Annotated in this window: 14 protein-coding genes; 8 read left to right on the forward strand and 6 right to left on the reverse strand. The window is 60.9% G+C overall.

Features of this window, described 5'->3' with window-relative positions; translation table 11 throughout:
- Positions 1–21: 21 nt before the first annotated feature.
- The 6 genes from J4F42_02565 to pilM form a co-directional block, all read right to left on the reverse strand.
- Positions 22–540: a shikimate kinase gene (locus J4F42_02565; GenBank protein ID MCE2484371.1), complete on the reverse strand. Its 519-nt coding sequence runs from the start codon at positions 538–540 to the stop codon at positions 22–24.
- A 336-nt stretch (positions 541–876) separates the two neighbouring features.
- On the reverse strand, positions 877–3,039 hold the full coding sequence (gene pilQ, locus J4F42_02570; protein MCE2484372.1) for a type IV pilus secretin PilQ: 2,163 nt from the start codon (positions 3,037–3,039) through the stop codon (positions 877–879).
- A 27-nt stretch (positions 3,040–3,066) separates the two neighbouring features.
- Positions 3,067–3,573 carry a pilus assembly protein PilP gene (locus tag J4F42_02575; protein MCE2484373.1) on the reverse strand — a complete coding sequence of 169 codons (507 nt, stop codon included), beginning with the start codon at positions 3,571–3,573 and terminating at the stop codon, positions 3,067–3,069.
- Positions 3,574–3,595: 22 nt separating this feature from the next.
- Positions 3,596–4,201: a type 4a pilus biogenesis protein PilO gene (gene pilO, locus J4F42_02580; protein ID MCE2484374.1), complete on the reverse strand. Its 606-nt coding sequence runs from the start codon at positions 4,199–4,201 to the stop codon at positions 3,596–3,598.
- A gap of 15 nt (positions 4,202–4,216) precedes the next feature.
- On the reverse strand, positions 4,217–4,870 hold the full coding sequence (locus J4F42_02585) for a PilN domain-containing protein (protein MCE2484375.1): 654 nt from the start codon (positions 4,868–4,870) through the stop codon (positions 4,217–4,219).
- Positions 4,867–5,967, reverse strand: a complete 1,101-nt coding sequence (pilM, locus tag J4F42_02590; GenBank protein MCE2484376.1) for a type IV pilus assembly protein PilM — start codon at positions 5,965–5,967, stop codon at positions 4,867–4,869. Before pilM ends, J4F42_02585 begins: the two co-directional genes overlap by 4 nt.
- 62 nt (positions 5,968–6,029) lie before the next feature.
- Between pilM and priA the strand changes: the two genes are divergently transcribed.
- From priA to J4F42_02630, 8 genes are all read left to right on the forward strand, one after another.
- Positions 6,030–8,375 carry a primosomal protein N' gene (gene priA, locus J4F42_02595; protein MCE2484377.1) on the forward strand — a complete coding sequence of 782 codons (2,346 nt, stop codon included), beginning with the start codon at positions 6,030–6,032 and terminating at the stop codon, positions 8,373–8,375.
- Positions 8,376–8,409: 34 nt separating this feature from the next.
- A complete protein-coding gene (gene def, locus J4F42_02600) occupies positions 8,410–8,946 on the forward strand; it encodes a peptide deformylase (protein ID MCE2484378.1) in 537 nt (178 codons plus the stop codon).
- Positions 8,947–8,992: 46 nt separating this feature from the next.
- Positions 8,993–9,937, forward strand: coding sequence for a methionyl-tRNA formyltransferase (fmt, locus tag J4F42_02605; GenBank protein ID MCE2484379.1), 945 nt, complete (start codon positions 8,993–8,995; stop codon positions 9,935–9,937).
- Positions 9,938–10,046: 109 nt separating this feature from the next.
- Positions 10,047–11,000 carry a cyclase family protein gene (locus J4F42_02610; protein MCE2484380.1) on the forward strand — a complete coding sequence of 318 codons (954 nt, stop codon included), beginning with the start codon at positions 10,047–10,049 and terminating at the stop codon, positions 10,998–11,000.
- An 18-nt stretch (positions 11,001–11,018) separates the two neighbouring features.
- A complete protein-coding gene (locus J4F42_02615) occupies positions 11,019–12,107 on the forward strand; it encodes a hypothetical protein (protein MCE2484381.1) in 1,089 nt (362 codons plus the stop codon).
- 15 nt (positions 12,108–12,122) lie between these two features.
- Positions 12,123–12,407 (forward strand): hypothetical protein, encoded by a 285-nt coding sequence (locus J4F42_02620; GenBank protein ID MCE2484382.1) that lies wholly within the window; start codon positions 12,123–12,125, stop codon positions 12,405–12,407.
- A gap of 123 nt (positions 12,408–12,530) precedes the next feature.
- Positions 12,531–12,668 (forward strand): hypothetical protein, encoded by a 138-nt coding sequence (locus tag J4F42_02625; GenBank protein ID MCE2484383.1) that lies wholly within the window; start codon positions 12,531–12,533, stop codon positions 12,666–12,668.
- A gap of 216 nt (positions 12,669–12,884) precedes the next feature.
- A partial coding sequence (locus J4F42_02630) for a DUF1329 domain-containing protein (GenBank protein ID MCE2484384.1) occupies positions 12,885–13,401 on the forward strand: 517 nt, incomplete at its 3' end.

Raw genomic sequence — 13,401 nt, forward strand, 5'->3', positions numbered from 1 at the left:
CGTGTGGATGGCCGGACTGTCTTAGACTCGGGCGTAGTCCCGATATGCGTTCAGCACGACCGCAACAACCTGTTCCACACTCTGCTGTGAGGTGTCAATAGTGAGCTGTGCCCTGGCATAGGCATCGGACCGACGTGCCAGCAGGCTCCGAATTGTCGACAGGGGATCTTCGGCCTGTAAGAGCGGACGGTCGGTGTTCCCTCGTACCCGGGCGAAAATGACCTCAGGCGTCGCGGTCAGGCATATCAGCAAACCGCTGTTTTGCAGCTGCTGGGCGTTGGCCGGATCGACAATTGCCCCACCGCCGGTGGCGATCACGCACCGCTGGTCTTGACACACCCGGGCGATCACCCGCCGTTCCTGCCCACGGAAATAGGCTTCTCCCTTTTCTGCAAAGAGCTGTCGGATAGAGGTGCCGAGTTCCTGCTCGATAATGAGGTCTGTGTCGATGAACCGCCACCCCAACCGCTTGGCCAGACGTCTGCCGACCTGGGTCTTGCCAGTCCCCATGAAGCCGGTCAGTATGATGTTGTCCGGCATACAGACAGACCTTCAGGTCAGGAATCCCAACCACCATTCCTTGCCAGCCCACCGTCCTGACCTGAGGTCTGTTCCACCTCTCCACTCCCCCTCAACACTGATGTTTTCCTTCCTCTTGAGTAGGCACACCTGTGTCGTAATCTTGCCTTGAGGCAATTTTTCTGATAGGGGTGAGGACAACACTTAAGGGAAAGTTTCCCCCTCCTCACCCCTATCTCATCCCTGTCATTCCACAACCACCACTACCCAACCACCACATCGACAGGGACACTCGGAGGCTCGAAGTTAAGAAGCGTGTTGCCCCCGCTTCCGCCACTCCGCCGCCCCACCTCACCACTAACAGTCAAGCCTCCGAGTGTCCCAGCCACGCTCTCTTTCGCTCAGCCCTCCTTCCCGCCACACTCCCTCCGCGGCCGTTCCAGCGGCCGGCGGCAGCCTATCCGAAGCAGTCGCGCCCGGTCTTCGGGAACGTTTCTCCCACAGCTGTTGAGCCGTCGGCAAGCCGACGGGTGACACCCCAGCGGTCAATCGCGGGGTGGTAAAAACCAGCAGTTCATCTTTGGTTTTGCTCCGGTTTTTGCCACGGAAGAGCCAACCAAAGCCAGGCAGATTGCGCAGGTATGGAATCCCGGTTTCGTCCTGTCTGAGGTCATCCTGGAGAATGCCGCCCAAGACAAAGGTGTCTCCGGCTTTGATCAGAATGTTCGAACTCGCCGTCCGCGTCAGCACATCCGGGATCTGAGGAAACCCCGACCCGGCCGGAATGCTGGGGGTGGCAAGCTCACTGCTCTCGGCGTTGATTTCCAGCAGGATATATCCATCCGAAGAAATTTGAGGCACGACTTCGAGGGTAATACCCACATCAAACTCCTCAAACGCGTCGCTTCCGCCAGTCGTCCCCGGTCCGCCGACCACCGTGTTGCCGGAGATGATCGGAACCCGGACTTCGCGCCGATTCCGGATCTGGGCCGGGGTGTTGTTGATCGTCACTACCCGAGGGCGGGAAATGACCCGGGCTTTACCCTGGGTTTCAAGCGCGCTGAGGCGCAGATTGAGGGCTTGCGAACCGTCGAGCGAACCCAGGAACAGATCCAGCGCCGGCGCACCAAGCGCGGCCGGAAAATCGGCGATAAACGGCACGCCACCGGTTCCGAGCGCCCCAACTCCACCCACGCCGAGGGTACCTGGAAAATTGACACCTGTGGGATTGCCGCTCGCCGGACCGGTCGCATAACGAGAGCCCCACTGAATCCCGAGGTCGCGCGCCAGATTTTCGCTGGCGGTGACAATATACGATTCGATAATGACCTGGGGCGTCTGGATATCGATGTTTTTTATCAACTCCTGAACGGCAACAATATGCTCCGGTGTATCGCGCAGAATGAGAACGTTTGAGGTGGAATCCGCAGCAATTGTGCCGCGTGGGGACATCAGCGCCACCCCACCCCCGTCGGAGTCGGCTTCGTGGCTGATCAATTCAACCACTTCGGTCGCTTTGACATAATTGATCGTCAGATAGACCGTCTCAAGATCAGCGAGCTGCTGTTCCACCTGTTTGGCCGCCAAACGCGCAGTGCGTTCCTGTTCCAGGCGTTGTGAGGTAGAAACCGTCACGACATTGCCCGACTGCATCTTCTCCAGCCCGTTGGCCTGCAACAGCACGTCGAGCGCTTGATCCCAGGGCACCTCAACGAGCTTCAGGGTCACCCGCGCCTGCACATCATCGGTGGCAATAATATTGAAACCGCTGACATCAGCCAGGATACGGAAAACATCGTGAATATCGGCGTTTCTGAAGTCGAGCGAGATGTGTGTTCCGGTATAGGCCGGTTCCGGGACTTCGGCACGAGCGATTAGGGCAGAGCTGCGCTGTCCGGATTCGGGTACCGCATCGGCCGGCAGCTGGGAGGGCTGGGGCTGCTGTCGCGCTGGGGCGGGCGTTCCAGGAATATCGGCAGAGGTGTCTTCGGCAGCCATCAGCACCTGGGTGTTCGACATCTGGGGCGTGGCAGACACGTCCTGCTTGTGGCCGAGATAGGCCGTGATCACACTCTCGCGCTGGTCGACCGAAAAGGGGGGGACCTCTTCGCTCTCCATATCGATGACCAGACGGATTCGGCCCTGGTAGGTGCTGATCCGCACGGCTGAAACCAGCTGGTCCAGCGTATCATAGGTTTCGACTTGGGGCTGGGACGCAATCGGCCCTTGGACATCAATCACCAGACGACTCGGGTCCCGTAAGGGGAAATAATCGATGCCGTGGGGCGGTTGGGAAAATTGAAACTGCACGCGGCGCTGTCCGGCCGTTTCGGTCAGGCGCACTTCCTGGATCAGGAGCGGGTCGGCCGGTTCAACCTGGCGGGCAGACGCGGTGATGGCTGGGACAGCAGCCGGCGTCGGGCCGGGCACCTGGGCCGCACACGCGCCCAGGCCGAGAGCCAGACAGACTCCGACCGCTGTCCTTGACGCCTGTATCATCCATCCCTGTCGCATCGTCATACCCGTGGCCGCCCTGGCACCGCCAGCCTAGCGCTGTGTCTCCCGGGCTGGGGCAGCCGTAGCCGCCATCAGTGTGAGTTCATGCTGGGTGCGCTGCGGCTTGCCGGACACGTTGGCCTCGTACTCCTCGATAATGATCCGGCGTGGTTCAATCGTTTTCACCACGCCTCCCCGTGGCCCGATCTGCGTTCCCGGACTCACAACGTAGGCAGAGCCGGTATGATCTTCGACCAGGGCTCTGGCGTGTTCGGTATTCATGACAATGCCAACCAGCCGGACCTGCTCCAGTTCAATCCCTTGCAGCGGGCTGTGGAGCTCGGCACTCGGCTCTGGAGACTCGCTCAGCTGCGAAAAAGGGGAAGAAAACGGGTCGCGTTTGCCCCTTGGATCGTAAGCGTCCTGCGCATCTGCGGGTTCTGCCGGTCGGGGCTCCACCTGCGTCCACACCCAACCGGGGCAAATCAGCATGGCAAGGATTGCGCCCAGGCACGCAACGCTCCGGGCGACGGCGGGTTCGGTCCAAGACACACACATGGCGACTTTGTCCTTCCCCCTCTTATGCCCGCTCTTCATGCGTGGCCTGCTCGGCCAGTTCGTCTTCACTGAGCAGGCGATAGGTTGTGGCAAAAAAGGACGTTTCAACCTGACCGCCGGCCCCAGCCGTCTCCTGATCCGGTTTTTTCATGCTCAGGCTGCCGATATGCACGATCCGGTCGAGCTGCCTGACCCGGTCAAAGAACAGCGCGGTCTGGTGGTAGCCGCCTCTGACCGACATCTCGACAGGAATCTCGACATATACGGTTTTTTTGACCTCGGGCTGCTGCCGAAACAGAACCACCTCCAGGCCAGCAGCCTGGACGAGGCCCGCAACCTGACGCAGCAGCTGTGCGGTCTGAGTGTGTTCGGGCAACCGGGTCCTGAGTTCGGTCAAGCGGCGCTCGGTGGCGGCGACATTGTCCCGGATTGTCCCGTCCTGGGCCACCTGGATCTGGAGGCGGTGCCGCTCGGCCCGCAGGGCGGCGAGCTTCGTGTGGTAACGGGCGATCTGGTCTGCCTGCGGGAAATGGAGGCCAGACAGGTACCCCCCGGCCAGCAGGGCAACGGCTAAACCGTACACCAAGAGGCGGGTTTGCAGGCGCAGATCAAAAAAATCGTCCAACATATGGCCCCATCACGCTCAGCGTGTCTGTTCGATAAACTCCCGCAGCTGATCGGCTTTTTCCTGTGTCAATGGCCGCTCAGCAGCCTCGGCTGCCAGCCCGGCCGAGGTATTGCGCCCATCGGTCACCCCACTCTCAATCACAAAGCGGGTGAGCGACGGCGCTCCGGCCGGCACCTGCTCTCGGACCGTTTCGCGGATCTCAACGTTCTCAAAGTAGGCCGACTGGGCCAGATTATGGGCGAAGGAGGCAACCGTCTGGTTGTCAACCGCCCGCCCCTCAAGCCTGGCCGAGCCAGCGCGCTCGGCGAACTCCGTCAACCATGCAAATTCAGGCGTATGGACGCTCAGATCGTCCAGAATCCGCACCGCCCTGGCCCGGCTTTGAGAGGACAGAAGTTCCTGAATAAGATTGATTTTCTCCTCCATCCGGGCTTGCTCTTGCCGGTGGCTGAGGAGAGCCGCGGCATGCTCACGCAGAGGACCCAATTCGCTTTCCAGACGGCCCTGCTGCGCGATGAGAGCCTGGGCTTGGCTCGACTGTGCGGTGTACATTGAGCCAAAGGTGCCCAGGCTTGCCACAAGCAGCGCGCCGGCAAGGACGCCCTCCGTTCGGTGTGAAGGGCTGATCTCTTGGCCGACATCGGCGAGAAGATTGATCCGAATACTCACCTGTCCCCCGGTCGTCTGGTGGCCAGCCCAACACTGATGGCAAAGCTGGCGGCATGGCGGTCGAGCCATACGTCATCAACGTGTGGATGCACGTCCAGCAGGCGGAAGGGTGCAAAAATCTCGGTCTTTACCCCCAGACGTGCCGCCATGGTCGGAACGAGGCCCGGCAGACGGGCGCTGGCCCCGCTGACATAAATCGTATGCAGTTGGTCCTGGCCCGTGTCCGACCAGGCAAAGCGCAGTCCACGCTGGACTTCATCCACCAAGTGCTGGGCTGCTCGGGCGAGAAGGGGCTGGACGGCGTCCTGATCTTCAGCACCCAGCTTGAGCCTCTCGGCCTGCCCGTGGTCAATACCCAACTCCTGGGTGAGGAAGTGAGTGAGGTGCTGCCCGCCAACTGGCACCTCGGCGGTAGACGCCGACTGCCCATCTTTGACGATATGAATGGCAGCGGACTGCGCGCCAATATCAATCAGGCCAATCGTCTCGTCGGGCTCGGCTTGGTAGTTAAGTTCAAACCCGTTTTCGAGGGCAAAATAGTCAACATCAACGATACGCGGCACGAGGCCGGCCTGACGCATCGCCGTCACATACCCCTCAAGCACGTCTTTGCGGACTGCAACGAGCAGAACATCGACAGTCTGGGCGTCTTCGGTCCGACTCAGTACCTGGTAATCAAGGCTCATATCTTCGAGGCTCTCGGGGATGACGTTGCCGGCCTCGAACAAAATGCTCTGGTGCAGCTCGCTCGGTTCCTGGGCTGGAAGAGTCAGACGCTTACTGACCACGACAGAGCCAGGCAGGGCCGTGACCACATCGGTGGTTTTGATCTGATGCGCCTCTATCAGGCCCTGGAGAGAAGCGGAAAGTCTGGCCGGATCGTGAATCAGGCCGGCCTGGACGGTGTCTGACGGGAGGGGCTCAATACCGGCCTGCATGACCTGCAGGGCGCCATCGGTGTCCTGTATTTCGAGCATTTTGACCGCGCTTGTCCCGATGTCCAGGGTCAGATAGGTTTTCTCCCCTCGGAATGAAACCGAAACGGGTCGGAGGACTTTTTGAAAGAAATCCCCTATGCCGCTCACAAGAGCCGTCATAAAAGTTCCAAGTTCTAGTCTTTTCAGGCACTTAATATTGCAAACAAAAAGCATATTGTCAAATGCTTGAATCGAAAACTTCATCTTTTACTTTCGCTTTTGTGGTGGTCACCGCCCCGATCAGTCACCACGAAGAGTTGACCTACGCCATTCCCGAGGCGTTTCGGGCTCGCCTCACCCCTGGCATACGGGTTCTTGTGCCGGTTGGTCGTCGGAAAATGACCGGGGTGGTGACACGGGTCAGCACGTCGCATGACTTAACTGACAAGGACTTGAAGGATATTCTTGATGTTCTTGATGAAGTCCCTGTTTTTTCTGAAGAGATGATGGAATTGTGGCAGTGGACAGCCAAGTACTATATGGTGGCCTTGGGGGAAATGCTGAGCACGATGCTGCCCAGCGGCCTGCGTAGCGAGAGTACCCGGGTGGTGAGCCCGGTCAAACCGTCAAAAGTCAAAAGCCTGGCCCTTTCAGATACTTCGGACGTTCGTGAGCGGTCCTCAGCCGCTGCCGAGCCGAACCCGCCAGAGCTGAGTGGCGGAGAAAAAATGGTGTTGGATTTCGTGTTGGCCAAAAAACGGGTCACCACAAAGACCCTCGGCCGACGCTTTCCCGGCTTACCGATAGGAAAAATTCTGCACAGCCTCGAAGCCCACCAACTGCTCACCGTCCGAGAGCATATGCCGCGGACACGACAGCCCAAAGCCGCTTCGGCGGCTCCGGCCGGGGCTGCGGCCAGCGCCCCTCTTTTACGCCTTTCGGCCGAACAAATGGCAGCCTGCAGACAGATCACCGCAGGCTTCGAATCCGAAACTTTTCGGGTGTTTCTGCTGCACGGGGTAACCGGCAGCGGGAAAACCGAGGTGTATATCCACGCCGCGCAGACCGTCGTGCGCAGCGGCAAGCAGGTGCTGATGCTGGTCCCCGAGATTGGGCTGACCCACCAACTGGTCGAGCGCGCCCAACAACGTTTTGGATCGCAGGTCGCCGTTGTGCACAGCAGTATACGGTCCAGCCAGCGCCGGGCAGAATGGCAACGCATCGCACGCGGAGAGGCTCGGGTCATTATCGGTGCCCGCTCGGCGATTTTTGCTCCGGTAAGCCAACTGGGCCTGATCGTAGTCGATGAAGAGCACGACAGCGCCTACAAGCAGGAAGAGGGGGTCCGGTATAACGCCAGAGACCTGGCCGTGGTCCGTGGCAGGATATCCTCCTGTCCGGTGGTCCTGGGCTCGGCCACCCCATCGCTCGAAAGCTACCTGCATAGCCAGTCCGGGCGCTATACCCTGCTGAGTCTGCCCCAGCGGATTGCCTCACGTCCGCTCCCGGAGGTGCAGGTGGTGGACCTGCGCCGCCAGGGTCGGCCGCAATCGGACGCCCAGCCAAGCCGTGCGGATCGAATTTTTTCAGCCCCCCTCCAGCAGGCCCTGGTGGAAAACCACAAAGCCGGCCGGCAGAGTCTGGTGTTCATGAACCGGCGGGGGTATGCGAACTACCTCCAGTGTCAGCAGTGCGGGGAAGCGCTGCTCTGCCCGCACTGCAGCGTGACGCTCACCTGGCATCGCACACACCACGCCTTGCGCTGTCATTACTGCGGCTTCTCCAAACCTCCACCGGAGCGCTGTCCGAGCTGTTCGAGTGCGTCGCTGAAAGATAGCGGAGTCGGGACCCAGCAGGTTGAGGAAGCCCTCGGCCAGCTGATGCCCGACGCACGGATCGGTCGTCTTGACCGCGACACGATCCGCCGGCGCGGCGCGCTGGAGCGGATTTTAGGCGCCTGGCGGGCGGGAGAACTGGACGTCCTGATCGGGACCCAGATGATTGCCAAGGGCCACGATGTGCCACGGGTCACCCTGGTCGGCGTCGTGCTGGCCGATGTCTCTCTCAACCTGCCTGACTTCCGAGCGGCCGAAAGGACTTTTCAGCTGCTGGCTCAAGTGGCGGGTCGAGCCGGTCGCGGAGACGAGCCGGGTCGGGTCATCATCCAGACCTACTCGCCCGACCATTACAGTATCCGGGCTGCGCTCCAACACGACTTCAGCCGTTTTGCCGACCAGGAGTTGGACTACCGCAGACAGCTCGACTACCCGCCGTTCGCCCGGGCGGTGAATATTCGATTTGAGGGCGCCGATAGCGAAGCAGTCGTGGCCTATGCCGAGCGCTTTGCCGAGTGTCTGCAGGCTCTCATCCAAGACCGCGTTCCAGAGGCGCTGGTGCTGGGTCCGGCGCCAGCGCCGATTGAAAAGATGAAAGGCCGGGTCCGCTGGCAGCTGCTGCTCAAGGGTGAACAGGCGCGCGCCCTGCACGGTCTGATCCGGCAGGTTCGCCACGCACTCGTCCAGGAATTCGGTCCGGCCAAGCCACGCCTACGGACAATCGTTGATGTCGATCCGTATAGCATGTTATAGAAATCAGCAAACATCGTTCACCCATGGGGACCTGATGATACGAGACATTCTGCATTTTCCGGACCTGCGCCTGACCAAAACCTCGGCTGCGGTCGAGCACATGGACGGCGAGTTGGCGCGCCTGATCGAAGACATGGTGGAAACCATGTATGACGCGCCGGGTGTGGGTCTGGCCGCCCCCCAACTCGGGACAACCCAGCGCGTTGTCGTTCTCGACGTGAATCATGAAGAACCCGGCAAGGAGCTGCTGAAGCTGGTCAACCCACGTGTCACCGCCAGGGAAGGCTCTGTGGTGTGGGAAGAAGGCTGTCTCAGCGTCATTGATTATACCGCCGAGGTCAAACGGGCCGCCAAAGTCGAGGTCAGCGCCTGGACGCTTGACCAGAAAGAAATCACCCTGCAGGCCGAAGACCTGTTGGCCGTGGCCCTGCAGCACGAAATCGACCATCTTGACGGCAAACTGTTCATCGACCGCATCAGCCGGCTCAAGCGTGACATCTACAGCCGGCGGGTCAAGAAGCTGATCCGTGAAGGTCGCCCGCTCAAGCAGCAATTTGACACCGAACGATGACGACCAGCGTGCCAGGCAGAACGCATCGTTCCCTTCTACGGACACGGTGAAACCCCTGCGTCTCGTCTTCATGGGCACGCCGGACTTCGCCGTGCCGTCACTGCGGGCTCTGATTGAGGGACCAGACACCCTCGTCGGTGTGGTCACCCAGCCCGACCAACCGGCCGGTCGAGGCATGGCGCTACGTCCCTCGGCGGTCAAAGCCTGCGCCCTCGAACACGACATTCCGGTTTTTCAGCCTGCCAAGCTGCGCCCGCCCGAGGTCGTGGCCCGGCTGCGCGACTGGCAGCCCGACCTGCTGGTGATTGCGGCCTACGGCAAGCTGCTGCCCACGAGTCTGCTCGACCTGCCGCCCCACGGCTGCATCAATGTCCACGCTTCTCTGCTGCCCAAGTACCGGGGGGCGGCACCCATTCAGTGGGCGATTGCCAATGGCGAGCGGCAGACCGGCGTCACCATCATGCAGGTGAATGAACACATGGACGCGGGCGCTATTCTGCTGCAAAAGACCTGTCCCATCGCCGACACCGAAACCGGCGGCAGCCTGCACGACACACTGTCCGTGCTCGGCGCCGAGTCGCTCGACCAGGCCCTGGAGCTGCTCAAGCACGGCCGGCTCGTCGCCCGACCGCAGGATGAGAGCCAGGTGACGTACGCTGCGGCGATCAAAAAAGAAGACGGCCGTATCGACTGGACCCAGGACGCGCTCAGCATCGAACGACGCATCCGGGCCTTCCATCCCTGGCCGTCGGCCTATACCAGCCTGCGGGGCAGGCTGCTCAAAATCTCCGCCGCCCGGGTGATGCCGTCTACAGTCTCGGGCGTGGCGCCGGGGACCGTCGTGCCGTCCGCCCCGGACCAGCTGCTGATCGCCACCGGCCGGGGCGTCCTGGCTCTCGAAGAAGTGCAGCTGGCCGGAAAAAAACGCCTGGCCATTACCGAATTCCTCAAGGGTCAGCCCCAAACGCCCGGTACGCGGCTCGGCACCTGAGCCGCCGGACGGCATGCTCTGTCTGTCCGGTCGCCCAGAGCGCCTCTGTGTCTTGACGCACGGCTGTCAGATATGGGAAGACAGGCGTTGAGCAAAAGGAGCGCAGGATATGGGACAACAATACTCAATGGCAGACATCGAAGCCCTGGCCCAAAAGTACAAAAACTGGGGTAAATGGGGCTCTGAGGATCAGCTCGGCACCCTGAACTACATCACCCCCGAGAAAGTGGTCAGCGCCGCCCAACTGGTCACCCAGGGCAAAACCATTTCACTGGCCATCCCCTTTGACGATAAAGGTCCCCAGACCGGCGCCTTTGGTCGCTTCAATCCCATTCACTTCATGCTCCAGGACGGGGGTGACATCGCGGTCGGCGCCCAGAAACATCTGCCCAATCTGCAATATACCGACGACGCGGTGACCATGCCGCTCCAGTGCGCCACCCAGTGGGACGCCCTGGCCCATATCCTGTACAAAGACAAGATGTACAACGGCTACGGGGCGGAGGTCGTGACCAGCAGCGGAGCCAAAAGAAACGGCATCGAAAACGCCAAAAGCAAGATTATCTCTCGCGGCGTGCTGCTTGATATCCCCCGCTATAAGGGCAAAAACTGGCTGGAGCCCGGAGAAGCGATTCAACCAGAAGACCTCGACGGCGCGGCCGCGCTGGGACGGGTGAGTGTCGGGACCGGCGACATCGTCATTATTCGCACCGGCCAGATTGCCCAGGTCCGGGCCGAAAACGACTGGGGCACCTACAGCGGCGGCGATGCGCCGGGACTGGGTGTGGCGTGCGCGACGTGGCTGTGTGACAAGCAGGTCGCCGGCTATGCCACCGACACCTGGGGCACCGAGGTCATTCCAAATGAAACGCCCGATATCTTCCAACCCCTGCACATGATTCTGATTGTGCACGCCGGCATGCTGGTGGGCGAGATTTTTGACCTCGAAGAATTAGCCGACGACTGCGCGGCCGACGGGATGTACGAGTTCATGTTTGTCGCCCCGCCGCTGACGATTACCGGAGCGGTCGGCTCGCCGGTGAATCCCCAGGCCATCAAATAACTAAGGAGGGCCCGCAGCATGGCAGCCTCAGCACACCTGGCCTCGCAACGCATTGAGGTCCAAGAAGACGATCCAGTTGAACTGCTGTATGGGCGGGGGGTAACGGACGGCCTGCCGGTTGTCCCGCCCACCCAGGAGCGGGTGGCGCGCATGCTGGCCGCCACAGCGCGTGATCCGAAAGAGGAAATCGGCACCATCGGTCCCAATTACGGCCGGGCAAGTGTGGAGAAGATTGCGATCAATGCGGTCATGGCGGGCTGTCACCCGTCGTATTTTCCGACGGTTCTGGCTGCGGTCGAGGCCATATGTGAAGAGCAGTTCTGCATTCACGGTATCAATGTCACGACCTTCTCGGCCTCGCCAATGACGATTATCAACGGCCCGGTTCGTCACCAGATCGGGGTGAACTGCGGGCATAACGCAATGGGCCACGGCTTCCGGGCCAACGCGACCATCGGCCGCGCCCTGCGGCTGATGATTATCAACATCGGCGGCGCCAAGCCCCACGAAATCACCAAGGCAACCATGGGCCACCCCGCCCAGTACACCTTCTGCGTGGGTGAAAACGAGGAAGAGAGCCCCTGGGAGCCGCTGCACGTTGAAAAAGGCTTTCGCCCCGAGCAGAGCACCGTGACCCTGTTCGGCGGCCACTCCCCGTTGCAGATCAACGATCACGCCAGCCGCAGCGCCGAGCAGTTGGCGCTGTCCCTGGGCTGGACCATGGCCGGACTGTGGAACCATAAAAACTACCCGCTCTTTTCGGATACCGTTCTGGTCGTTTGCCCCGAGCACGCCAAAACCTTCGCCCAGGACGGCTGGTCAAAACACGATCTGCGCCAGTTTCTGTACGAGAACATCCGCCGTCCGCTGCGTGAACTCCGCCCCGGCGTGAATGGCGGCGAGGGAGCCGGTGTCAGCATGCTCAGGACGCCCAAGAAAGACCGTCCGCCGCCGACTGACGACACGCTGTTTCCCAAGTTTCCCAAACCGGAGAACATTGTTATCATTGTGGCCGGTGGCACGGCCGGTCGCTTTTCCGCAGCCGTCCAGGGCTGGGCCGGGTTTGACGCCGGCAGCCGTATCACCACCAAAGAAATTCAAACCTGAACAAGGAGGTGTTCAATGGGAGATATATTACTTGACCCGACGGATGTCGTCGAACGCGAGCGGAAAGCCTTCGCCCCGCGGCTGGAGAGTCTGGCCGGCAAGACGGTCGGGCTGCTCGATATCAGCAAGGCTAAAGGCGCCTTCTTCCTCGACCGAGTGGAAGAAGTCCTGCGTGAGCAGTACGGGGTAAAGGACGTCCTGCGTCGTATGAAGCCGACGGTCGCCCGGACCGCGCCCGAGCCGCTGAAAGCCGAGCTCAGCCAGAAGTGTGACGCCATCATCGAAGCCCTCAGCGATTGAGGGGGCTGCATTTCGTGCAGTTCGCACGATGTCGTCTACTTTGAAGAGCAGGGAATCCCGACCGCCAATGTAACCACCACCGAATTCATCGGGGCGGCCCACGCCCAGTGCACCGCGCTCGGCATGCCGGACTACGAGCCGATTCTGGTCCAGCATCCGATCCAGCCCAAAACCCGGGACGAGGTCCGCAGCCTGGCCGACCAGGTCATCGACCAGATCATCGCCAAGCTGCTGAGAGACAAGGTCCAACAGGCCGCCTAGCGAAGAAGCCGTCCAGTCTGGACAGAAAGGAGACGATGCCATGGAACGCGCCCCACCACGCTCTCTAAGTTGAACAGGGTAGCCCGTAAGTAAGAAGACTTTGACACAATCTCCTCGTTTCAGATCTTCGCCTTCTATCCTCCCCTGTCGTCACCTCTCTTCCTCCTCCTCTTGGCTGTAGGAAATGACGCAGACTCCTCCAGGGAGGGCAATACCATGAAGCTGAAAAAACTCTTGGGAACCGCCTGCGCCGCGCTGGCCGTTGGCGCGTTGGGCCTGGCGGCTCCTGTCAACGCCTATGATCAATGTACCCTGGTCGAATGTACCGGCCCTGAACACGAATATACCGGCGAGGTGTTCACCAAAGACAATATGGCCGAAGCCGGCGAGCTGATCATCCCGGGGATCGCCTGGTACGTCAACGAGGGCATGGAGCTGAGGGTCATCAAGACGATCAAGATCCCGCTGCCCAAGCTGTTCCAGGAAGCGACCGAGAAATACTCCGGCCAGGTCGAGATCTCGCCCGACGGGCGCGAGATGTTCAACTATGTGGCCGGGGTGCCCTTCCCCAATATCGACCTCAACGATCCGCTGGCCGGGGCCAAGGTCATGTGGAATCAGGAACAGAAGCCCCAGTATGTGGACAACGTCGGGACCGAGTGGATCACCGAGCTGGTCAACAGCAAGGGTGAACTGGAGCGGACCTACGGGTCGCAGTTCTGGCGGCGCATGA

The sequence above is a fragment of the Desulfurellaceae bacterium genome (assembly GCA_021296095.1).
Taxonomy (GTDB): Bacteria; Desulfobacterota; Binatia; order Bin18; family Bin18; genus JAAXHF01.

Coding starts and splice junctions, on each gene's coding strand:
- J4F42_02565 (MCE2484371.1), bottom strand. CDS start 540: ATGCCGGACAACATCATACTGACCGGCTTCATGGGGACTGGCAAGACC.
- pilQ (MCE2484372.1), bottom strand. CDS start 3,039: ATGACGATGCGACAGGGATGGATGATACAGGCGTCAAGGACAGCGGTC.
- J4F42_02575 (MCE2484373.1), bottom strand. CDS start 3,573: ATGTGTGTGTCTTGGACCGAACCCGCCGTCGCCCGGAGCGTTGCGTGC.
- pilO (MCE2484374.1), bottom strand. CDS start 4,201: ATGTTGGACGATTTTTTTGATCTGCGCCTGCAAACCCGCCTCTTGGTG.
- pilM (MCE2484376.1), bottom strand. CDS start 5,967: ATGACGGCTCTTGTGAGCGGCATAGGGGATTTCTTTCAAAAAGTCCTC.
- priA (MCE2484377.1), top strand. CDS start 6,030: ATGCTTGAATCGAAAACTTCATCTTTTACTTTCGCTTTTGTGGTGGTC.
- def (MCE2484378.1), top strand. CDS start 8,410: ATGATACGAGACATTCTGCATTTTCCGGACCTGCGCCTGACCAAAACC.
- J4F42_02610 (MCE2484380.1), top strand. CDS start 10,047: ATGGGACAACAATACTCAATGGCAGACATCGAAGCCCTGGCCCAAAAG.
- J4F42_02615 (MCE2484381.1), top strand. CDS start 11,019: ATGGCAGCCTCAGCACACCTGGCCTCGCAACGCATTGAGGTCCAAGAA.
- J4F42_02620 (MCE2484382.1), top strand. CDS start 12,123: ATGGGAGATATATTACTTGACCCGACGGATGTCGTCGAACGCGAGCGG.
- J4F42_02625 (MCE2484383.1), top strand. CDS start 12,531: ATGCCGGACTACGAGCCGATTCTGGTCCAGCATCCGATCCAGCCCAAA.